At 45.5% G+C, this 22,590-nt stretch carries 22 protein-coding genes; 16 read left to right on the top strand and 6 right to left on the bottom strand.

Translation table 11 applies throughout. The features are described 5' to 3' along the window. The first annotated feature begins 3 nt into the window (after positions 1-3). Complete coding sequence (locus tag MHB71_RS15980; RefSeq protein WP_047842291.1) at positions 4-282, top strand: type II toxin-antitoxin system RelE/ParE family toxin; 279 nt, start codon at positions 4-6, stop codon at positions 280-282. A gap of 139 nt (positions 283-421) precedes the next feature. Here MHB71_RS15980 and MHB71_RS15975 read toward each other — a convergent pair whose 3' ends face one another. Together MHB71_RS15975 and yhbH are read right to left on the bottom strand one after the other, a co-directional pair. Continuing rightward, entirely contained in the window at positions 422-1,858 is a 1,437-nt protein-coding gene (locus MHB71_RS15975) for a SpoVR family protein (protein WP_076252399.1), read from the bottom strand. Next, positions 1,855-3,024, bottom strand: a complete 1,170-nt coding sequence (yhbH, locus tag MHB71_RS15970) for a sporulation protein YhbH (RefSeq protein ID WP_076318326.1) — start codon at positions 3,022-3,024, stop codon at positions 1,855-1,857. Before yhbH ends, MHB71_RS15975 begins: the two co-directional genes overlap by 4 nt. A gap of 309 nt (positions 3,025-3,333) precedes the next feature. On the opposite strand from yhbH, the gene MHB71_RS15965 reads away from it, so the two are divergent. The 10 genes from MHB71_RS15965 to MHB71_RS15920 all read left to right on the top strand — a co-directional run bounded on the left by MHB71_RS15965 (position 3,334) and on the right by MHB71_RS15920 (position 13,552). After that, on the top strand, positions 3,334-4,668 hold the full coding sequence (locus tag MHB71_RS15965) for an MFS transporter (protein WP_076318327.1): 1,335 nt from the start codon (positions 3,334-3,336) through the stop codon (positions 4,666-4,668). A 424-nt stretch (positions 4,669-5,092) separates the two neighbouring features. Further along, positions 5,093-6,361 carry a sulfotransferase gene (locus MHB71_RS15960; RefSeq protein ID WP_076318328.1) on the top strand — a complete coding sequence of 423 codons (1,269 nt, stop codon included), beginning with the start codon at positions 5,093-5,095 and terminating at the stop codon, positions 6,359-6,361. After that, positions 6,358-8,289, top strand: coding sequence for an asparagine synthase-related protein (locus tag MHB71_RS15955; RefSeq protein ID WP_036609989.1), 1,932 nt, complete (start codon positions 6,358-6,360; stop codon positions 8,287-8,289). The genes MHB71_RS15960 and MHB71_RS15955 overlap by 4 nt, the downstream gene beginning before the upstream one ends. Before the next feature lie 65 nt (positions 8,290-8,354). After that, positions 8,355-8,489 (top strand): paeninodin family lasso peptide, encoded by a 135-nt coding sequence (locus MHB71_RS15950; protein WP_179088635.1) that lies wholly within the window; start codon positions 8,355-8,357, stop codon positions 8,487-8,489. A gap of 53 nt (positions 8,490-8,542) precedes the next feature. Next, positions 8,543-8,680, top strand: a complete 138-nt coding sequence (locus MHB71_RS15945; RefSeq protein ID WP_174806426.1) for a paeninodin family lasso peptide — start codon at positions 8,543-8,545, stop codon at positions 8,678-8,680. 138 nt (positions 8,681-8,818) lie between these two features. Beyond that, a complete protein-coding gene (locus MHB71_RS15940; RefSeq protein WP_053061507.1) occupies positions 8,819-9,766 on the top strand; it encodes a hypothetical protein in 948 nt (315 codons plus the stop codon). Beyond that, the gene (locus MHB71_RS15935) at positions 9,763-10,062 is read left to right on the top strand and encodes a lasso peptide biosynthesis PqqD family chaperone (RefSeq protein WP_017689560.1); all 300 of its coding nucleotides are present in this window, start codon (positions 9,763-9,765) and stop codon (positions 10,060-10,062) included. The genes MHB71_RS15940 and MHB71_RS15935 overlap by 4 nt, the downstream gene beginning before the upstream one ends. Positions 10,063-10,066: 4 nt before the next feature. Beyond that, a complete protein-coding gene (locus MHB71_RS15930) occupies positions 10,067-10,549 on the top strand; it encodes a lasso peptide biosynthesis B2 protein (protein ID WP_017689559.1) in 483 nt (160 codons plus the stop codon). A gap of 52 nt (positions 10,550-10,601) precedes the next feature. Then, positions 10,602-11,735, top strand: a complete 1,134-nt coding sequence (locus MHB71_RS15925) for a nucleotidyltransferase family protein (RefSeq protein ID WP_256721285.1) — start codon at positions 10,602-10,604, stop codon at positions 11,733-11,735. Further along, the gene (locus MHB71_RS15920; RefSeq protein WP_179088658.1) at positions 11,735-13,552 is read left to right on the top strand and encodes an ABC transporter ATP-binding protein; all 1,818 of its coding nucleotides are present in this window, start codon (positions 11,735-11,737) and stop codon (positions 13,550-13,552) included. Before MHB71_RS15925 ends, MHB71_RS15920 begins: the two co-directional genes overlap by 1 nt. A 79-nt stretch (positions 13,553-13,631) precedes the next feature. On the opposite strand, the gene cysC is transcribed toward MHB71_RS15920, so the two are convergent. Then, a complete protein-coding gene (gene cysC, locus MHB71_RS15915) occupies positions 13,632-14,270 on the bottom strand; it encodes an adenylyl-sulfate kinase (protein WP_076318331.1) in 639 nt (212 codons plus the stop codon). A gap of 207 nt (positions 14,271-14,477) precedes the next feature. Here cysC and MHB71_RS15910 point away from each other — a divergent pair, with 207 nt between their 5' ends. Beyond that, entirely contained in the window at positions 14,478-14,888 is a 411-nt protein-coding gene (locus MHB71_RS15910) for a hypothetical protein (RefSeq protein ID WP_036609973.1), read from the top strand. Between the two features lie 96 nt (positions 14,889-14,984). After that, on the top strand, positions 14,985-15,764 hold the full coding sequence (gene pdaA / locus MHB71_RS15905) for a delta-lactam-biosynthetic de-N-acetylase (RefSeq protein ID WP_076318332.1): 780 nt from the start codon (positions 14,985-14,987) through the stop codon (positions 15,762-15,764). Between the two features lie 192 nt (positions 15,765-15,956). Here the strand turns inward: pdaA and MHB71_RS15900 are convergent, their stop codons facing one another. Both MHB71_RS15900 and MHB71_RS15895 read right to left on the bottom strand, forming a co-directional pair. After that, the gene (locus MHB71_RS15900) at positions 15,957-16,805 is read right to left on the bottom strand and encodes a DegV family protein (protein ID WP_076318333.1); all 849 of its coding nucleotides are present in this window, start codon (positions 16,803-16,805) and stop codon (positions 15,957-15,959) included. Between the two features lie 105 nt (positions 16,806-16,910). Continuing rightward, a complete protein-coding gene (locus MHB71_RS15895; protein ID WP_083669751.1) occupies positions 16,911-17,381 on the bottom strand; it encodes a hypothetical protein in 471 nt (156 codons plus the stop codon). Positions 17,382-17,667: 286 nt separating this feature from the next. Between MHB71_RS15895 and MHB71_RS15890 the strand changes: the two genes are divergently transcribed. Beyond that, positions 17,668-18,054, top strand: a complete 387-nt coding sequence (locus MHB71_RS15890) for a DUF423 domain-containing protein (RefSeq protein ID WP_017689551.1) — start codon at positions 17,668-17,670, stop codon at positions 18,052-18,054. Positions 18,055-18,178: 124 nt separating this feature from the next. Here MHB71_RS15890 and MHB71_RS15885 read toward each other — a convergent pair whose 3' ends face one another. Next, positions 18,179-18,751 (bottom strand): hypothetical protein, encoded by a 573-nt coding sequence (locus MHB71_RS15885; protein ID WP_076318334.1) that lies wholly within the window; start codon positions 18,749-18,751, stop codon positions 18,179-18,181. A gap of 269 nt (positions 18,752-19,020) precedes the next feature. Here MHB71_RS15885 and MHB71_RS15880 point away from each other — a divergent pair, with 269 nt between their 5' ends. Both MHB71_RS15880 and MHB71_RS15875 read left to right on the top strand, forming a co-directional pair. Beyond that, entirely contained in the window at positions 19,021-21,741 is a 2,721-nt protein-coding gene (locus MHB71_RS15880) for a hypothetical protein (RefSeq protein WP_340026905.1), read from the top strand. Continuing rightward, entirely contained in the window at positions 21,738-22,496 is a 759-nt protein-coding gene (locus MHB71_RS15875) for a hypothetical protein (protein ID WP_340026904.1), read from the top strand. The genes MHB71_RS15880 and MHB71_RS15875 overlap by 4 nt, the downstream gene beginning before the upstream one ends. The last annotated feature ends 94 nt before the right edge of the window (positions 22,497-22,590 follow it).

Genomic DNA, 22,590 nt, shown 5'->3' with positions numbered 1-22,590 from the left:
TTGATGGTTCAATGGACCGCCACGGCAATGAACCGACTTCGCCAGATCAAAAGCGAACATTTTACAGATCAAGAAACGATGGAATACAAAATGAATCTCATTCGCCGTGTTGAAGAGAAGATCGTTACTATGGGAACAATGTTGCCGTCTCGTGAGTACCGCAACACGTACTACTGTTTCGTGGATCGATACGTTGTATCTTACAAGCTGTTGGACAACGGTGAGCGATATGTAATCACTTCATTTAAGCATGGTGCAATGAAACGTAATTTTAAATATTAATTATGAAATGCCAAGCGGCAAGTCCCCGTGTATGTCGGGGACTTGCCGCTTTTTTTATGTCTTATCTTTTATTAATCATTAAACTCATCCATGATAAGCACATTTATATTTTCGTTTCCTATAATGATAATCGAAAACCTTACATAAACTTGCGGTGGTGTTTCTTGCCATCATACGTAAACCAGATCGGTTTATCCTCGACACGTGTCTCCACATGCACGGTACGTCCCCAGAGGCGATACAGATAAGGCAGAGTGCGTTCCATATATTTCAGATCCAACTCAATGCCTTCATATTGATGCTTGAGCACGAGTTCCCCTGTCCGCAGATAATCAGCATCTTGCACGACCAAGTAAGGGGAGCCACCGTTGACACGTGAAAATACGAGCTGATCCCGTATGTTCTCCCAGGACTTGTCGGTGATTTTCCAGTCCGGGCCTTTTTTCTCAAATACGTAGAGGTCCAGATCCTCAGTTAATTGCTTGGTCATGTAATTGCGGATAAAGGAGGTATCGGAATCGAATTCACGCACCTCGAACATTTTGGCACGACCTTGGCCTGGTTTGCGGCCCCAACGTTCCTGTTCTTCACGGGTTGGGTTATCCCAGCGCCGTTCAATATCCTCAAAGATCTTCAGTCCCAAATAATATGGATTCAGACTTTGTTTGGATGGCTGCACCACGGAGGAGTTGAGTTTGGCAAATTCGATCGTATCCTCACTGTTCAGATCAAGTTCACGGATAATGCGTTGATGCCAGTAGGATGCCCAGCCTTCGTTCATGATTTTGGTTTCCATCTGTGGCCAGAAATATAACATCTCTTCACGCATCATACTCATGATATCCCGTTGCCAGTCGGTCAACACTTCCGAGAATTCCTGAATAAACCACATGACATCCTTCTCCGGTTCAGGCGGAAAATGATGAACCTGAATACCTTCAGCGGGTGCTTCTTCGGTCTGCACGTCATCAAGTGACCACAGATCATCATAGCGGCCTTCCGGCCGTGGTTTTTTCTCACCGCGCTGCTCCCGCATTTTCATCTCCATGTAGCGTTGTTTGTCCAAATGCCGGGGTTTAATCAGCTGTGGGTCCACATGTTCCTGAATTGCGATCACGGCATCGATAAATGCTTCAACCGCTTCCGTTCCGTATTCCATCTCATAATTGCTGATCCGATCCGCCGTAGCGGCCATGCTTTCGACCATATTACGGTTGGATTTAGAGAAGCGGGCATTGTTTTTGAAAAAATCGCAGTGTGCCAATACGTGGGCTACGATCAATTTGTTCTGAATCAGGGAATTTCCATCCAGCAAGAAGGCATAACAAGGGTTGGAGTTGATGACAAGCTCATAAATTTTGCTGAGTCCAAAATCGTATTGCATTTTCATCTTATGAAATGTTTTGCCAAAGCTCCAGTGGCTGAATCTGGTCGGCATGCCGTAGGCTCCAAATGTATAAATAATATCCGATGGGCAGATTTCGTACCGCATGGGGTAATAGTCCAGACCAAAACCATTGGCAATCTCCATAATCTCGGCAATAGCGTATTCTAGGTCGCGGATCTCATCTGTCATCTAACGCTGCCTCCTTCCCGTTTCTGGAAAAAGCTGCGCAAAGCTTTGTACACTTCGCCTTTTTCTTTGATCACATAATACATGAACTGATCCATCTTGATATGACGGTAAGCCGACATCAGTGTGCTGCTGCGGTTGTACTGATTCACTTCGCCGTATCCAAACATATTGCTACGTTTCATTAACTCGCCGATCAGCTTCACACACCGTTCGTTATCCGAGGTCAGATTATCCCCGTCAGAGAAGTGAAAAGGGTAGATGTTGTAGCTGGAAGGTGGATACCTACTGTCAATAATATCCAGTGCCTTCATATATACAGAGGAGCAGATGGTGCCTCCGCTCTCGCCACGGGTAAAGAACTCTTCTTCGGTTACTTCCTTGGCTTCCGTATGATGGGCGAGGAAAACAATCTCAACTTTCTCATACTGACGGCGTAGAAAACGGGTCATCCAGAAGAAAAAGCTGCGCGCGCAGTATTTCTCAAACGAACCCATGGACCCGGATGTATCCATCATGGCAATGATAACGGCATTGGATTGTGGAATGATTTTGTCTTCCCATGTCTTGTAGCGCAGGTCGTCTGGACTGATGTGGTGGATGCCTGGGTTACCAGTCGTTGCATTGCGACGCAGATTCTCCAGAATGGTACGTTTCTTGTCAATATTGGACTGCATGCCTTTTTTGCGAATATCGTTGAAAACTACCGTATGTGTCTCAATCAGGTCTTTGTCTTTCTGCTTCAGATCGGGTAATTCCAGCTCAGCGAAGAGCATATCTTCCAATTCCTCAATACTAACTTCGGCTTCCACAATATCATGACCAGGCTGATCACCAGCTTTTTCTCCTTTGCCGGGTTTCTGCGAAGCAGAGGGATCCCGACCGATGACGTCTCCGACCTGACTGTCACCGTCTCCTTGACCGACATGTTTTTGCTTCTGGTAGTTATACACAAAACGGTACTCATCCAGACTGCGGATTGGTACCTTGATGATTTGTTTTCCATCAGACATGATGATGTTTTCTTCCGTAATCAGATCAGGCAGATTCTGCTTGATGACATCTTTCACCTTTTGCTGATGGCGCTGTTGGTCCTGGTACCCTTTGCGGTGAAGCGACCAATCTTCCTTCGACACAACGAACGAGTAAGGCTGGTGTGAATTTGACATGTAGGCACCCCCCATTGATTACGCGGCACAGTTTGGCCTGTCGGTAATTAAGTATATTCACGGGCGAGGACGATATGTGATGAGAGTGGATATAAAATGATACAATTACGCAAGTTCACCTCAGAGGTAAGGTGAGTCGTAAGAACAGAACTGCACCATTTTTTACAGAAATAGTGAACAAGTGTGATATCCTTCCTTTACAATAGGAGAAAGACATCGATCTGGCATCTAATAGAGGTTGTTCAAAAAGTCCACTTAGACTTGTTGAACTCGCACTAATATAGAGATGCATGTAAAGGAAGGATTTATGTGAATAAAAAGGCGATCAAGGCTTGGATTATGTATGATTGGGCCAACTCGGCTTATGCAACAACAGTACTGGCCGCAGTACTGCCTGTATTCTATGCTTCGGTGGCTGCAGCAACACTGGATACGGACACCGCCGCCTCCTACCTGGCCTATACACACTCCATTGGCATGTTGTGCGTAGCTCTGCTAACACCGTTGCTAGGCACGCTAGCTGATTTGTCAGGACGGAAGGGCGACTTCCTGCGTGTATTTGCAATTATAGGCGTCCTTGCCACATTGGGATTCAGCGCAATCGGTGAAGGGGACTGGTTCCTTGCTTCCGCGTTGCTGGTCATATCTACGATTGGTTTTGCAGGTGGTAATACCTTTTACGATGCAATGCTGCCAGATCTGGTACCTGTGGAACGAAGAGACATGATATCCTCCAAAGGTTATGCCTATGGTTATATTGGAGGAGGTTTGCTGCTTGCGGTGAACCTGCTGATGATTCAGCAACCGGGCTGGTTCGGGATGAGCAGTACACTGGCAGGCACAAGACTTGCTTTTATCTCCGTCTCGTTGTGGTGGTTGCTGTTCTCGATACCGATCTTCCGCCATGCTCCGAGACGGCCTGCATCACCGGAGCTGCCCGGAACGTGGACAGGGTATGCTGCGGTGGGCGTGCGCAGACTGCGGCAAACCTTTCGTCAGATGCGGCGTTTTCCCCAGTTAATCCGCATGTTGGTGGCTTTCTGGTTTTTTAATGACGGCATTAATACCATCATTCTAATGGCTACGATCTATGGGACAAGTATAGGCATAGGCACAGCCGACCTGATGCTCGCGCTACTGTTAACCCAGTTCATCGGGTTCCCGTGTACATTGTTACTGGGAGCATGGGCACAGCGTTGGGGAGCAAAGCAGGTATTAATCGTTAGCTTATCGGTCTACATATGTATTGTGATTCTCGGTTATTTCATGACACAAGCGATCCACTTCTATGTGCTCGCCGGGCTGGTTGGTGTCGTGCAGGGTGTGAGTCAATCCACAGCGCGTTCCCTGTTTAGCAATCTGATGCCAGCAGGCAGAACAGGAGAGTATTTTGGTTTTGTGAATATTACAGGCAAATTCTCTTCAATCTTTGGTCCATTTGTGTTTGGTTATGTTGGGCAGATCACGGGTTCCACGCGTTGGGGCATTCTGTCGCTGATCTTCTTTTTCATCGCGGGCATTGCTGTATTGTTAACCGTGAAGGTACAGAGGGGGATGCAGGATGTTACACGGGCAGATCAGGAAGAAGAGCGAAATGGGAGCGTCGGAGCTCCTGGGAAAAGTTCGAATGTAAGGTTTACCTGATGGTTGTTCACCCGTTTTCATATTAAGTTTCTCAACGGATTACGTATGGCTTCAGGCATTGTTCCTCACAGAACATGTCTGGAGCTTATTCGCGTTTGTGCAATCAGAACATAATTGATCCATGAATAAGTGCTTAAATGACAGACAGCAGAATACAGTGAAAGAGTATCAATTTATGAAAAGGTGAAAATAAAAGATTGACATGATACATTTTGTATCATAGAGTAAAACTATAAATACATATTGTATCTGAGAGTTGTCGAATGTAATCATGTGTTTTGCTTCATTCCCGGGTGAACTTCCGACGGAATATTGCAAAATGCTGACCTATAGCGTGCATATTACTCGTTTTGCCAAACACAAAGGTAGAGTCTGGTCTATCCCAGCTACACATTTATACTAATGAACAGAGGAGAGGCTGCCATTGATCGATGCTCAAGGTAACGGACTTGTTTTCTTACTATGTGTTCCCCGTAGTGGTAGTTCCTTATCCACCGTAATGCTGCAAAATCATAGTCGTATATTTGCCACCCAGGAAATGTGGTTTCTGATGAATCTTGTCGATTTACCCAAGGCTGATTCACGTGCTTACGGTGGCAGCTCCATCATGCGCCAGTTCTACAATGCCATGGTATCTGAGGATGTCTTCGAGAAGGCGTGCAACAGTTTTGCTCTTGAAATCTACAATGGATTCCTGGAGGGGAGCGGAGCAGACTTCGTCGTTGATAAATCTCCGCGTTATTATTACATGCTGGAATGGCTGGATCGTCTGTTCCCACAGTCCAAGCGCATTCATCTCCAGCGTAATCCTCTGGCCGTAGCAGCATCATTCAAAAAGGTAAACCGCCATACAGGAGAAGGATTCGACCTGATTCATAGTCTGCAGAGTCCCAAATTAAATATGAAATCCGTAGATCTCACACTTGGGATGCTCCGCTTGAATGATTATTTTGCCAAACCCCACTCCAATGCGTATGAATTGCAATATGAACGATTGGTTTCCAATCCGCAAGAAGAACTTGAGAAACTATGTGCGTTTCTGGGAATTCGATATGAACAGGGAATGGAGCAGTATGGACAGTTTCTGGACAGTGCCAAGTCTGACATGTTCTACAGTATGGGCGTGGGTGATCCTTTCCTCTCTTCGCATCAAGAGGCACATCAGGGTTCTGTTAACAACTGGAAAAACATATTAGAACGACATGAAGTTGAACTGTATTGCCGTGTGATGGGGGCAGATCTGTTCCACCAGATGGGATACAGTGAACAGCTCGCAGAAGCCGAACAATGGACGGGTGTACATTATGATGCAAGTCCGGATCAAGAGGTCATTGACCGAATCACGCATCAGTTGACAGCAGCGACCGGTTGCCAGTGGCAACCACAATACCGAATGCAACCGGCAGATTCTGTCGTTCATGATCCGGTTGGGAATCGTAATGACCCAGTTGTCGAAGAACCGGAAAAGACAGACCCGACGCTAGCTGCACTGGTAACGATCAGACAGCTGCAAGCCGCATTACGTGCAGCAGATCATCGTCTGGAACGGGGTTACAGTGAGCGAGAACGCTTGAAAGTCCAGCTGGCTTCTGCTCAAAGCAAAATACAGCGTATCAAATCATGGGTACCATTTGGTCATCAGATCAGCGCATGGGCTTCACAGCGCAAGATTCTACGGGGAGGCAAGTCATGAGCGCCATAGCAGGAATTGTTCACAACGATGGTCAGCAGGCGCTATGGGAAGACAGCTGGCGTCTGTACGCAAGCCTGGGGCATGTCCCTGCGGATACAACAGGAGTGTGGAAAGGCAATGAGGCGTTCCTCAGCTGTCATGCCCAATGGATTACACCAGAATCGGTTAGCGAGAAGTTGCCTTTATATGATGAGGAAAGTGGTCTGACCATCACGGCAGATGCCATTCTGGATAACCGGGAACAACTGGCAGATCAATTACAAATATCTAGAGCTGAACTGGCTATGTTGGCGGATAGTGAATTGATCTTGCGTGCCTATCAGCGCTGGGGAGACGATGTAGCCGTCCGATTGCTGGGGGATTTTGTATTCGCGATATGGGATGAGCGGAATCGAAAACTGTATGCAGCGAGAGACATTACAGGCATGAGAGCTTTTTATTACCGACATGATGGTTCACGTTTTGCTTTCTGCACACTGATGAATCCGTTGCTCGGGCTTGAAGGGGTACATAAAGAACTTGATGAGACCTGGCTGTCCGAATTCCTTGCCATTCCTGACATGCATGATTCAGCAGATATCAATTCAACTGTATATCGGGGAATAAGCCAGCTGCCTTCTGCACATACACTTGTCTTCCGGGATGGGAGACTGGAGCTGAAGCAATATCATCGCTGGAATGAAGTGGAACCTCTAAGGCTTAAATCCGATGGCGAGTATGTAGAAGCGTTTCGGGAGGTCTTTGGGCAGGCGGTTGGATCACGATTGCGAACGCACAGACAGGTGGCTGCTGCATTAAGTGGCGGACTGGACTCGGGAGCCGTGGTTGGTTTTGCTTCCGGAACACTGAGAAGTCAGGGCAAACGGCTGCAGGCCTATAGTTATGTTCCCGTACCCGATTTCACAGATTATACGTCGAAAACGTTGCTCGCAGACGAACGGCCCTTCATACGTTCCACGATTAATCATGTCGGCAATATCACAGAGAACTACCTCGATTTTGAAGGCAGAAGTCCACTCAGTGAAGTAGATACCTGGCTCGACATTATGGAAATGCCCTATAAATACTTTGAAAATTCATTCTGGATTCGCGGATTCTATGAAAAAGCGAGCCAGCAAGATGCAGGCATCCTGCTCACAGGGGCACGTGGTAATTTCACCATCTCCTGGGGACCGGCTCTGGATTATTACGCCAGTCTACTGAAAAGTGGCCGCTGGTACCGCTGGTTCCGTGAGATGCAGCAGTATAGTGAACGAACGGGCATGCCTTTCTCACGTATAGCCAAGATCACCGGGAAAAAGGCATATCCGGATTGGTTCAAGGCTCAGTCCAAAGGAGCCAGCCAGGCCGCATCCGTACAATTGATCCATCCTGACTTTGCGCAGAGAACGGGTGTACTGGAAAGACTCAAATCCATTATTGTTCTGCAGGGCGGTGCCCAGGCTGATGCACTCAAAGTACGTGCCGAGAAATTCAATAACCTGGCCATCGCCAACAAAAACGGTGCTGTAGCTACGAAATGTTCTCTGCGTTACCGCGCTTGGGAACGTGATCCGACAAGTGATGCCAGAGTCATCCGGTTCTGTCTGTCCGTTCCGATTGAACAATATGTGAAACAAGGGACGGATCGTTCATTGATTCGCCGGGCTACTTCACCGGAGTTGCCTGACAAGGTCAGACTGAATCAGCGGGTACGGGGTGTGCAGCCTGCAGATTGGTTACATCGTATCATTCCGAATTGGGATGCCTTTACCGCTGAGTTACGTGCTTTGTGTTCTGACAGCAAGGTCGCTGGCATATTAAACACGGAGCGTATCAAATCCGCCCTGGCCAACTTTCCAAGTCCGAGACCAGAGCTTGCTTCACATCCAGATCTGCGATTGATGATGCATAGTCTGATCGTCTATCGGTTCATTCGGAAATTCTGATATAGCCCGGTGAACTGTGGGCCCGGATTTTTCTTACAATTGACTCATGATAGGAGGTGAATACGATGCAAATGGAAAAAAAGGAATGGCAAGAACCAGCACTGGAAATATTGGAAGTCAACCAAACAATGGCGGGCACAGGTTACAAACATATCGACTGGGTTACGGTTCACGATGCGGATCTCTACGGAACTAGTTAGAAAGCTTTACCATATGCCATCATACTTAGAAGTGCGAAAAGGAGGTGAATACGATGCAAATGGAAAAAAAGGAATGGCAAGCACCAGCTCTTGAAGTGTTGGAAGTCAATCAAACAATGGCCGGTACTGGCTACAGACAAATTGACTGGATCACGGTTCACGATGCGGATCTGTACGATCCAACTTCCTAAGTTGTTTAGTTTTATGAAGTGTCATCATACTTAAAGGGCGGAAATGCAACAAATCCAGCTTTTCGCCTCCGCCCTTATATTGAGCAACATGAATATAAGGGCTTTTTTTACATTTTATTACGAAGGAGGCGTCGTTCATTGTTGCCTGTGCATTATGTGGCGTATGGTCTGCGCTGGTCGAGTCAAATTCGAATGCCTGAACTACAGATCGCACCCAAGGATGCAGAGACTGATTTTGATGTCGTGGATGTGCACATCGAGTCTTCAGATCTGACCCTATTGTGGGAGGGTTGGGATGTAGGCAACGACAACTTTGTGGCACGAGAGGGCAGTCTTTTTTTCAAAATCGAAGATACAGGTCTGTTTCTAATGGAACAAGGAAAGCGCATTGTTGTATCCCCTCAGCCAGGAGCGGATGAGAAAAAGGTCAGATTATTCATCCTGGGCACCTGTATGGCGGTCATTATGATGCAGCGTGGCATCCTTCCATTGCATGGCAGTGCAGTGGTTATTGATGGCTGGGCTTACGCATTTGTCGGACATTCGGGAGCAGGCAAATCGACGTTGTCGGCTGCACTGGCATCACGCGGATATCCGCTTCTCACCGATGATGTTGTTGCACTGACCTGGGATGCCGGAGGAAGAGCTATTGTATCACCTGGTTACCCGCAACAGAAGTTATGGCAACCCAGTCTGGACGGCTTCGGCATGAAGGAGCAGGATTATGCAACGGTTCACGCGGAGATTACAAAGTATGCGATACCTGTTCAGCACTATTTTCATGAGATGGCCGTACCACTAGGTGGAATATTCGAACTTGCTCCACAACCGGAGGCAAACCATACATCTGTTCAACTGGTGGAAGTGACGGGGCTAGAACGACTGCATCTGTTATGCTCGCATACGTTCCGTGGTGGACTCGTTGCAAGACAGGGGCTGGCACAATGGTTGTTTGAGACGGCTTCAAGACTTTCAGCAAGTGTGGAGATTGGCAGATTGGTCAGAACGGGTGCTGAGTTTACAGCATTTGAGATGGTGGATCGGATCACAGATCATATACGTAAAGGAGTGCATACAGGACAATGACAGCGACTACGCCGATGAATGTGGAAGACCGGGTAACCCGGAAGGAAGGCAATCTGGTCAGTGATATGGGCAGTGAGAAAGTCATGATGAGCATTAGCTCTGGAAAATACTATAATCTCGGGAGTACCGGTGGACGAATCTGGGACCTGATCGCAGAAGAACGCACGCTGGGTGAAGTTGTTGAGGTACTTGCTGCGGAGTATGAGATTGAGCCAGATGTATGTCGTGAGCAGGTGGTGCAATTCCTGGAACATCTGTCCCGTGAAGGTTTAATCGACGTTACTCGCGGAGTGTAGAAACATGTTGCGAAAAATAAAGGCTTATCTCTCGCTCCCGCGGTCGATGCGTCGACTGGTATGGGAGGCCTATATCCTCCTTGGCTGGGCACGCATACAGAAGGCTATGCCATTCGCTAAAATCGCGCCAGGGCTGGGTACGCCTATGGTAGAAACACCGATGACAGGACTCGAACGCAGCGAGGTCATCACTATACGGAATATTTCCAAAGCAATTTCGCTCGCCAGCAAATATACGTTATGGGAAAGCCGCTGCCTTGTAATGGCGATTGCCGGGATGAAGATGCTTGAGCGACGCAAGATAGAGAGTACGTTATATATGGGGACTGCACGGAATAAGCAAGGACATATGATGGCTCATGCCTGGCTGCGAAGTGGTAAATTGATCGTGACCGGAGCTGATACTATGGACCAATATACGGTTGTCGGTGTGTTTGGCAAACGGTGTCCGGAGAAGGGATCTGGGGAGATTGTCTATGATACATGAAAGTGAACTCTATTCATCAGGGTTTCCGAAGGAGCTTAAGCTGATTTTGAGCATGATTAGAGGTGATCTGACGGCTCTATCCCCTGAAGAACTCAAGGCGGGTTTGCAAGGAACCGATTGGCAACTTTTTCTGCGGCTTGTCTATCATCACCGTTTATACTCTGTCCTTTATGTGAAAATGAAAGAATTCAACTCTGCAATCATTCCTGCAGATGTTATGGAGAGTCTGAGACAACAATATACGGTCAATACGTTCCGCATGTTACATCTAACAGCTGAAATGGAGCAGGTGTGTGGTGCTTTTCGTGAACGCGGTATCCGCAATATTACACTAAAGGGACCAGCGCTCGCCCATGATCTCTATGGCGATGTATCGATGCGAACCTCCAAAGACCTGGATATCCTGATTCCGTTTGATGATGTGGAAGCGGCTGAAGGCATTCTGGCTACCCTCGGATATGTATCCAAGGAAGGGGAGCGGGCACCTACGGTGCGCAGCTGGAAATGGCGGGAACATCATATCTGTTACATCCATCCGGTCAAAAGGACTCAAGTGGAGATCCATTGGCGCTTGAACCCGGATTCGGGCAAAGAAACCGATTTTGAATTGCTGTGGAAACGCAGCCGGTTCAGTTCATACACACAGACACCTGTCCGTATGCTCGAACAAGAAGACCTATGGGCTTATCTCGTAACCCATGGTGCACGACACGGCTGGTTCAGACTGCGCTGGTTACTGGATATCGACCAGATGATCCGCAGCATGCCACTTGATGTGAAGAAATTAGAGAGACGTCTGAAAGCGGAGGGGCGTTTATCGATCGGTTCGCAGGCTCTTCACTTAGCCTCAGATCTGTTGAATACGCCGCTGGATGTAGAGTACAGGTCCTTGATGTCCTTAAGTGACCGTACAGGCAAGCGATTAGCCAACGAAGGCGCAAAGTTCATGAACGACATGCTGGAAAGTCCGGCTGATATGAAGTCTTATCAATCGTATTTGTTTAAACTTCGAAGTACAAAACAGAAATGGTTTTTCTTTATTGAACGTTTATATCCAAGTACATGGGATGTGGATCAATTGCCACTTCCACGTTCTTTGTTTTTTCTATACTTTCCGTTACGTCCGTTTCTCTGGTTCTGGCGGCGAATTAAAAGGTATACGGTGACGGAAAGGGGTAAAGTATGATCTCGGAATTAAGGTATTTCATGCGAAAGTTGCATCATGTCACGGGGCCCATCTTATATTGGAATCTGCTAGGGATGATCTGTATCAGTCTCATGGAAGGGATCGGTATCTACATGCTTGTTCCGATGCTGAGTCTGATTGGCATATTTGAGATGGGCTCCACAGGCTTAAACATTCCCTGGATTGGCGAAGTACTGAATCGTTTTTCTGAAAATAGCCAATTGTTACTCGTATTGTTCACCTTTGTGTTGATTGTCTCCGGACAGGCCTGGATGCAGCGTCTCCAGACGATCCGTAATACTCGAATCCAACAGCAATTTGTACGAACGCTGCGCATGGAAACCTATGGTGCTATTATTATGGCGCAATGGTCATTTTTTCTCCAAAAACGAAAATCCGATTTTAACCATATATTAACGACTGAACTTGCACGTGTGAGCCAGGGAACGAGCATTATGCTGCAAATGGCAGCCTCTCTGATCTTTACGGGCATTCAGATCGGTCTTGCTTTCTGGTTATCCGCCAAGCTGACGGCACTTGTGCTGGTCTGTGGATTGGTATTATTTATCGTCTTACGAAAATTCGTCAAGCGCGCCAAGCAGATCGGGGACCAGACCTCTGAATTCTCGCAAAGTTATTATAACGGCATTACCGAGCATTTCAACGGCATTAAGGATATTAAGAGCAACATGCTTGAGCGCTCCCACATGAACTGGTTTGAGCGCATGTGCAGACAGATAGAACGCAATGTCATTCAATTTAGCCAATTGAACAGTGGAACACAGCTAATTCACCGGATGTCCGCGGCAATCATTATTGCGGCATTCATCTATCTTTCTCTCCGTGTAATGACGGTGCCACCCGCAAGCCTGCTGCTCATCATCCTAATCTTTTCCCGCTTATGGCCAAGGTTTACGGCAATTCAGTCCAATCTGGAGTACATCAGCTCCATGCTGCCTGCATTTCGGGTAGTCAGAGAATTACAAGCGCAGACGGCGAAGAGTCGTGAGATTAGTGAAGAGATTGCTTCGGCAGGAGACGTTGGAACTGATGGGATTCAACCTATGGAACTGAAGGGATCTATCACCTGTGAGGATGTCTGCTATCGCTATGAGGGAAGTGATGCTTACTCATTGAGAAATGTGCAATCTTCGATTCCAGCAAGGGGTATGACCGCAATTGTGGGGAAATCCGGAGCAGGCAAAAGCACGCTGATAGATCTGATTATGGGCCTTGTGAGGCCTGAAACTGGTCGTATTTTGATTGACGGTGTTCCTCTGTCAGAAGAACGATTATTGAGCTGGCGAAGTTCCATCGGATATGTCTCCCAAGATCCATTCCTGTTTCACACAAGTATTCGTGAGAATCTGCGTCTGGTTGATCCAAATGCAAGTGAAGAACAGATGTGGCAGGCTTTGCAATTTTCCTCCTCTGCGGCATTTGTACGGAAGCTGCCTCAAGGTCTGGATACGATTATTGGTGATCGGGGCATTCGTCTATCCGGGGGCGAACGTCAGCGATTGGTGCTTGCCCGGGCTATGTTGCGTAATCCTTCTGTATTGGTACTGGATGAAGCAACGAGTGCGCTGGATAGTGAGAATGAACAGTACATTCATGAGGCGCTGGAACGGTTAAAAGGACATGTGACCATTATTGTGATTGCACACCGATTGTCTACGATTCGGACGGCAGATCGTGTAATTGTACTTGATGAAGGTCGGGTGATTCAAGAGGGCGGGTACCAGCAGTTATCTACTGATCCGGTAGGGACGTTCAGCAAACTTTTGAACATGCAAGCAGGTGTTGTGGGGCAGTAAGTCGGTTATGACATAACGTAAAGAGGCGCGCCACGATGGGCGCGCCTTTCATGTAAGTAGTTAGTATAATGAGCAAGAATTAATGAACGAGGGCTGTTTTCGTAGGAAGTGGCAGTTGAAGAGCACCGATCTGCTCCAAATGCTGTACGATCTCTTGCACGGCTTCCTCAATGGACCATTGCTCTGTATCGATGATAAATGAAGGAGATTTGGGTACATCATAGGGGGCGGAAATGCCTGTGAAATGCGGGATGTCACCATTGCGTGCTTTTTTGTATAGACCCTTGGGATCACGCCGCTCACATTCTTGAATTGAACAGCGCACATAGATTTCAATGAAATCATCTGGTTCAAATAACTGTCTGACCATCTCCCGATCCTGTTCATGAGGAGAGATAAAAGCCGAAAGTACAAACAACCCGGCATCTACCATTAACTTTGATACTTCACCAATTCGCCGCAGATTTTCTTGACGATCCCCTGCTGTAAAACCGAGATCACGGTTCAGTCCATGACGTACATTATCCCCGTCCAGAACATAACAGCGTACGCCTTGATCGTAGAGATACTGCTCCAGGGCAAATGCAAGGGATGACTTTCCTGCACCTGATAACCCGGTAAACCATATGGCACGACTACGGTGCCCATTATGCTTCTCCCGGTCTTGTCTGTTGATGCTGGATGATTGCCAGGTTATGTTGCGCTCTTCCTTCGACATGAGTATCCCGCCTTTTCCCTACCATGATATGTATAATATTTTAACATATTTACAAGATTATATCACCTTACATATTTCTTCAAAATAAGCGTGAATCGACAAAATATCGGGTATAGATGTAGTACATACATAAGCATTATGCATATATCCAAAGAGTATTTTGAATCGAATGATGCAAAATGCTCACATTGCAGGAGGAACAATGTCATGAACAAAAACATACAAAACATACAAGTTGGATTTAAATGCCCGGATTGCCAGCAGGATATTCGAGCGGAATTTATAGATGAACAGGTCAGCACGGTTCGTTGTAAAGGTTGTGACAGAGCGTATACACTTTTGAAGCCAACCATCGGTGATGAGATTCTACTGGATTGGGAGCAGGAGGCTTTGTATCACAAGCTGAGGGCAGAGCGGTCCGAACTGGATAATCACAATATGTCGGCCTTGATTATCAAAGTTATCGAGTTGCTTACATGGCGTGATCGGGGAGATGGACAGACCCGTGCCATACAGACCGTGAGGGAATGGCTTGCTTCCAGTGGCAAACCTCAGACCTTACTTGAATTGTTCCATCAATCTCCGCCACAACCTGAAAATAAACGTTTCGATCGTTAATGATTTACATACATTAGCCGTTCCTGTGGCATATTACCTGAAGGTGTTCGTGTGTGCAAACGACTAACCGAATTTTCAGGAACAGGAGCGGATAGAATGAAGCGAATGGTTCTATATATACTGTTGGGACTGTTATCCATCAGTATGGTACCGGCACAGACTGAAGCATCACCGGTTACCGGAGCGTATCACTTTGGCTTCAAAAAAAGTCAAAACGGTCAACTGCCCTCCATTGATCAGGAAGGCTTTAAATCAATCTTACAACATAACGATGCCATTTTCCTGGGGGATACAAAACAGAAGGAATTGTATCTCACGTTTGATAACGGGTATGAGAATGGATTCACACCTGCCATACTGGATGTTTTGCGTACCAAGAAGGTGCCGGCGGCTTTCTTTGTGACAGGTCATTATCTAAAAGATCAGCCTGAGTTGGTCAAACGTATGGCGGCTGAAGGTCATATTGTCGGTAATCATTCATGGAGTCATCCGGATATGACCCGCATCTCCAATGAAAAGCTTAGAGAGGAACTTGAGAAGGTCAAGTCGGAGGTCAATCGGCTGACCGGTCAACAAGCGACCTTTTTACGGCCACCGCGCGGGATTTTTAACAATCGAACGCTTGCAGAGAGTCATGCCCAAGGGTATGTGAATGTGTTCTGGTCTGTTGCTTATAAAGATTGGGATACCAATGTGCAGCGTGGCGCACAATATGCTCATCAACAGGTGTTGAAACAACTCCATCCGGGCGCTGTCATTTTGCTTCATTCGGTATCCAAAGATAACACGGAGGCTCTTGGTTCCATTATTGATGAGGCCCGCAAGCAAGGATACGTATTCAAAAGTCTGGATGATCTGCGGACCAAAAGTTATTGATCCATTATTATAATGAGCAATGGACCAAATGTAGGTCATTCAAAAGTTTAGCAAAAATATTAAAGGGCATCCTGAGCGATTAAGCTCGGAATGCCCTTTTTAGTTATAACGGTATGCCAGTCCAACTATTGATGAACCACATACAGATTTAGAAGAAGGATTGGGTAATACGATACGATGTAACGTGTAATACTATAAAACAGTGTTATAGATGATTCCAATCGTTTTCGGGCCGCAATGACTGCATACTACACAACCAGCAGTGGTTAGTTCAACTCGGGCACCCGTCTGTTCCTGTAAAGACTTCTTCAAGTCAAGCGCATCCTCTTCAGCCATGGTGTGCACAACAATCAGCAGGTCTGGATCGATCTGATCCTTCTGGCTGAGCGTATTATTCAGCATTTGTTCCAGAGCTTTCTCCCGTTTGCCGCGCACTTTATAGGCAGGTGCCATCTTGCCATCTGTTACCCGGATGACAGGACGAATCTTCAACAGGCTTCCAATCAGGTTCTGCATGCCCGAACAGCGTCCGCCTTTATGCAGATACTCCAGTGTATCGATGACAAACTCCGTGCGTACATTTGATTTCATTGCCTCAATCAGATGTGTAATCTGAGTCAGGTTTTGCCCTTTATCAGCAGCATGTACAGCTTTCATCACCATCAGTGCAATTCCTGATGAGAGATTCTGTGAGTCAATGACCGATATTCGACCTTCCGGGAACTCGGAACTCGCTAGTCGTGCATTTTGATAGGTAGAGGAAAGTTCAGAAGATAAGCTGATATATAAAATCTCATCCCCTTGATCTATGTAAGGTTGAAATGCCGTTATGAAATCAGCGGGGGAAGGTGCAGCTGTTTTGGGAAGACGCCCATCTTGGCTAACACGTTCATATAGCTGTTCAGGCTTAATCTCAGCACCGTCTTTCAGTGATTCTTCACCGAACACGACATATAAGGGGATGATACCGATATCGTGCTGCTGGATCCATTCTGGAGCCAGATCACTTGTGCTGTCCGCAAAAATTTTGATTCGTGACATGTCAATCTCCTTTGAAAACAATAATTTTGGCAAAAAATATAGATTATCCTTATGTGTAAACCCATTCATTTTAATTATAAGGAAACATGACGCTGATGCAAAGCGTTACATCAGCGTCATGCCTACCAAGATAAGTCCAACGAATAACAGAATCATGATCCCATTTAATAGGGTTCCGATAATGGCAAAAACTTTCTTTCGATTCTTGAGGACAAGACCAATAATTCCGACGATGCCTCCGGCCAGATTGAGAATCAGGCAGACCAGGATGGCTAACGAAGCCAGAACCACTGCTGGATGCAAGGCGATCTCTTCTGTCTGCAACGGGGTTAGAACTCCGATGGACTCGTTTACAGCCATGGTGGCAATAAAGAATATCAGAATATAACCCAAGATTGCAACCAATCCAATGACAAAGCTGGCGATCCCAGGTCCGGAATGTTTCAGTGGTGCCATTGGTTGCCTCTCATGATCTGGCGGGTATGCTTCATACCCATTGTTATTGTATGGATCTGCATGGCCAGGATTCTGATCCGTGTTGTTATAACCTGAATTATAGGAATCGCGATTATCCATAATGTTGACTTGCCTCCCTTAATCATCGTACTGAGTGTTATTAACCTAATCGATGAGTAATGATTCTTTCTTAAAATACAACGATTACATACCTGTTTACTTTTCCATAAATATCGATAAAAATCAAGGATTTACGCTTGTTTCCTACAATTTATAGGGCAGGGATAGGATTGTTAAGTATAAACAGACATATGATCTTTGAAGCTCCGTCCCGACTGGTAAAGGAGGAGTGGATTCGCTACAATAATAGGAGTGAATTGTAGTTGAATTAAGGGAGAGAACTTATATGCAACGAAGATGGATGATGCTTGGAGCTGTAATGACCATGCTATCGGTGGCGATTGGTGCGTTTGGTGCTCATATGCTCAAGGATACGATTGGGCCGGCGGCCATCGCTACATATGAGACGGGTGTGCAATATCACATGATTCATGCATTGGCCTTGCTCATTATTGGTTTGACGGCTGGTCAACTTGGAGCATCGACAAAACTGAAGTGGGCAGCGCGTCTGTTGTTTATCGGAATTATCGTGTTCTCGGGCAGTTTGTATGTGCTTAGTATTTCTGGCATCAAGATTCTGGGTGCCATCACACCGATTGGTGGGGTAGCCTTCATTGCCGGATGGTTGCTATTGGCATTAGATGTATGGCAGCGAGGTAAGGATCGCTCCTGATCGGTCCAAACAAATCTCGGAGGGTTCAATTCTACATGAACCATAGAACTAAAAAAGCAACTTGCGTTAGAATGTCCCGTCATTCTAACGCAAGTTGCTTTTTGTTTTAATCCAGTTAGGTTAGTTACAGAAACTCATCGATTTCATTGGTTCGGAACGTATACACCTGTTTTTCATCGACATGGTAGATGCTCACAATACTGGTATCTCTATCAAAATTCAGAATACGGCAAGGAATGCTCTGATGTTTACCGTTCTTGTTATTGACAACAATACGGGTGAGTTTATTCTCCTTGATGAGCGTGTCAATCCACGCGTCAAACGAGTTTCCATCGGATACATTGGATGTTTGGGTGGCAGGCTTTTTCTCACTAACCGGTTGTTCTTGTAGATTCTGTGTTTTGACTGGAGCAGGTGAGGCAGGTGTCTGAGCTGCAGTGGACGCCTTCTGTGCTGCGTTGGCTTTTTTGCGTTCGTTGTGAAGTGTGACGAAAGAGTCCTTCTTGGACTGGAGTGTCGCTTCAATAATTTTGCCTAGCTCTATGCCGGATTGAATCCGAAAGTCCGCAATTTGTTCTTCATTGTTTATGAACTCCAACAGGGACTGCAGTGCCAATGCATTTGAGCGGCTCTTAATAAGTATATCGACATTAAATAAAAAGCCGATGTCCTCTTGATTGGATAAGGTTTCTTTCATTCATCCCAGCCCCGTTAAAAATTATGTCAGCTCAAAAAAACGCTTCAATTCACTATATCATTAAAAAGGAAATTATCATAGTGCTAGAGACGCAGAAATATGCCGATTCGAAATGAATCTAGTCCCGGAGTGCCCCTTAATTTCTCCCCAGAATAGAACAAATAATCTTCTTTTTTCATCCCCTGATCGTCCTGTTTGCCTGCGCCAGTCGTGCGGGTCTACTCTATAATTTATTTAATCAGGACAGGAAGCAACAGGGGGAATCGGGAATGGGCAATGCATATCAGGATCGATTGAGATACGTTTATAAAATTACATCTTCCAGAATTAGAAAAGCGGATTATGATCTGCATCTTACTTATCAAGAAGCGACAGTAAATGGAGAAGTGGCATCTATTGGAAACCATCAGGTGTTTCGTTTTATAGATCGTATTCGAGGCTACAAAGAGAGGGAACAAGATCTGGCTAGAATCAAGCTGGAAATAGAGCGATTAAAAGCCTTGAAAACCAATGCTGAACATAAAAGAGCAATGAAGAAATTGCATGAAGAACTAAAAAATTTGAAGTTTGCCGATGATTACTTGCTGGTGGTCATTGAAAATAATAAAGACTATGATCGGCTGAATTCATCAAAAGCTTTCTCCATCAACGGCAAGAAATACAAGCGGTTATTGGCTACGACAGGTGGAGCCAAAAGTTCGACGGTCATCTATGTGAGTGAGGATATTCATCCGCTGTTGGAGAAAAGATTGAATAACGGCAGAGATCCCAATAAAGAGCTGGTTCCTGCCAAACTGGAGGCATATAAGGCCTTGGCTTGCAGTACAAGCACGCCTGTGTCACATCCCGAACGGGTATTAGTTGTTCATGATTGTATAACTGAATTTGGCGCAGACATAATTCAGATTGATGATACCGAGACAGAATACCCTCGCATTGAGAGTAGGAAAAATGAGCCTATTCAGATGAACATGAGTGATGGGTTCGGTCTTATCTCTCCTGCACTTAGTGAACGATGGGCAACCGAGCTGGGACATGCATATATCCCGAGTGGATTTTGTATTCGTAATAGCTTCTGTAAAGGGATGGTCTTTACATTTGACTATCACGAATTTGCAGATCGAGTTGCAGGCAATTATATGGTGGACGATGCCTGGGGTAATCCTGTGGATATTCGAGAGGTAGACCTGATCATCACAACGTCCATGCTCAAACTATGGAGCTCGTACAACAGTATCGACGATTATCTGTTATGTTGCGGTTATTATGGCTACACGTTCAGCGTAACGAAGGTTACACCCGAAGAACTGGAGGATGAGCGTCATTTAAACTACCAGTTTATTCAGTCGCTCCAATTGGATGATAACGAGATTGGTGAACTTATTACTCCCACGGTGGACTCGATTAAGGATGTACTGGGTGAAGACTATCGCAAGGCACTGTTATTTCTCAAAGGAATTCACATCCATGAGAACGATTATAGAAATAGTCCAGATGATTATATCAAAGGGCTGATGGTAGACCCGCGACTTATAGATGATCCTTTTGTGCGCAACAAAATTCATACCTTAATACGTAAACGAATGAATGAAGCCAAGATCGGAGTTCTAAGAGTGAAAGGCAATTTCAGCATTATTTCTGGCGATCCCTACACATTGTGTCAGAGCATATTTGGCTTACCTTTAACAGGATTGCTGAGTTCAGGTGAGTTCTACTCCAGCTATTGGAATGAACGCCATGTGGACCGCGTAGCTTGCTTCAGAGCTCCGATGACTTGTCATAACAATATTAAGGTGCTTCGTTTTCGAAATACAGATGAGATGCAGCATTGGTATCGCTATATGAACACGGTCACGATCTTAAATTCATGGGATACGACGACACATTCCTTAAATGGTGCAGATATGGATAGTGATCAGGTCTTAACTACAGACAACCACACAATTCTTGGGGCAATTCAGGAGCTTGATGCGATTGTATGTGTACAGAAAACCTCAGCTCAAAAAATTCCGGATGAAAAGGATATGGTTCAGGCCAACAAAGACAGCTTCGGTGATCTGATCGGTTTTACAACGAACAAAATCACATCGATGTTTGATGTATTAGCCAATTATGAGGAGCATAGTGCAGAATATCAGGAAATGATGTACCGAATTCAATGTGGTCAGCATTATCAACAAAATGCCATTGATCAGGCTAAAGGTATTGAATGTAAAAAAATGCCGAAGCACTGGTATGATATTCGCGCTGCGGTAACGGACGAGTCTGCCTTGAAAATGGTAGCACACAAGAAACCTTATTTTTTTATATACAATGACCCGGAACAGAAAAAAGAATATACCACCTATGTAGAAAAAACGAGTCAGAAGTGCTTGCAGCTCTTTGGCATGACTGTGGACGAGTTGTATTCGAAGAAGGAGCTATCTCCGGATCAGGAACAGTTCCTGGCACAGTATGAACAGAGAATGCCTGTATCCACGGCACCATCTGTGATGAACCGGTTATGCCATCAAGTGGAAGATGAGTTCAACAAGTTAAAGCTAAAACAGTCCGAGAGCCCATTTGATCATACGATATTGATGAGTACCAAAAAATACTCACAAGCTCGTTATAAAGAGATTCAACGTTTATATCAGATGCATAACGAAGAGCTACGTAGCTATATGACTAACTTGCGCAAGAGTAAGGTGAAAAAGGAAGAAAGATCAGCCCGATGGCAGTTGTTTGTTTCACGTTTCAAGGAGCAGGCGCTGGAGATCTGTAATAACGAAGAAGATTTGTGCAATATGATTGTGGACATGTGTTATCGAAATGCGGAGAAATCAAAGCAATTTGTATGGGATGTGTCAGGAGATCAGATTATTCGCAATCTATTGCTCAGCAATGATCACATCATCCATTATCCGGTTAGAGAGCCGGACGGCGATATTGAGTATGCCGGAAGAACCTTTAAAATGACCCAAATGTATGTGAAGGAGCAGCGCCCTTGAAAATCATTCTGAATGAACGTCATCATGCCGAGCAAGCAATTGCACATGGGAAAATGGATAAGAAGCCAACCAAAACGTTGATTTGTTTAGCTAAATACGGGCTTCAACAAGGGAAGAACGCCGAAGATGCATATGCGTTGTTAAATCAGTTTATGACCAAGTATTATCCAGACTACAATGCTGTCCAGTGGGATACATTTCTCAATCGTATCATTAAGCAGTCTCAGAAGTATATCAAGATAAGGGAGGAGGCAAGCAAGAGCACGCTAATCGAGATTGATCATGTACCTGTAACGCACGAAGAACTTCAAAAGATCAAACAACTTAAAAGTAAACGACTCGAGAAATTGGCCTTTGTTTTACTGGTCTACAGCAAGATTAATAATCGAATCAATGAAAATGATACGTACTGGATTAATCATGAATGGAAAGAAATCTACGGTGATAGTCAAATGGCCGTAAGCAAAAAAGATCAGGGGTTATTGGTGCACAAACTTATTCAGTTAGGGTATCTCAAAGAAAGTCAACGTGTCGATTCAACTAACGTACAGGTTTTGTTCGCTGCGGAGCATGGTGAGGTTGCCTTCCAGTTAGTTCGCTTCGATGATTTTGTGTTGGAGTATTCTCGCTGGAAAGGAGAAAACATCAAAAATTGTACCGTATGCGGAAAACGAATGCTTGCAAAATCGAATCGAATGAAATACTGCAAGGAGTGCAAAAAAGCTGGCATTAGTCCAATTAGAAAACTTCTCTAAAGCCAGACACAGCAATGCTTTGCATGGTTGTTCAAGAATTTCTTTAATGATAAGCCAGAGACAGGTTTCCTAGTTATGGGGGAGGTATCAACTT

It is taken from the genome of Paenibacillus sp. FSL H7-0940 (genome assembly GCF_037979415.1).
In the GTDB taxonomy this organism is placed as follows: domain Bacteria; phylum Bacillota; class Bacilli; order Paenibacillales; family Paenibacillaceae; genus Paenibacillus; species Paenibacillus amylolyticus.
Note: the sequence above shows the minus strand (reverse complement) of the source record. Positions and strands in the feature narration are given on the sequence as shown.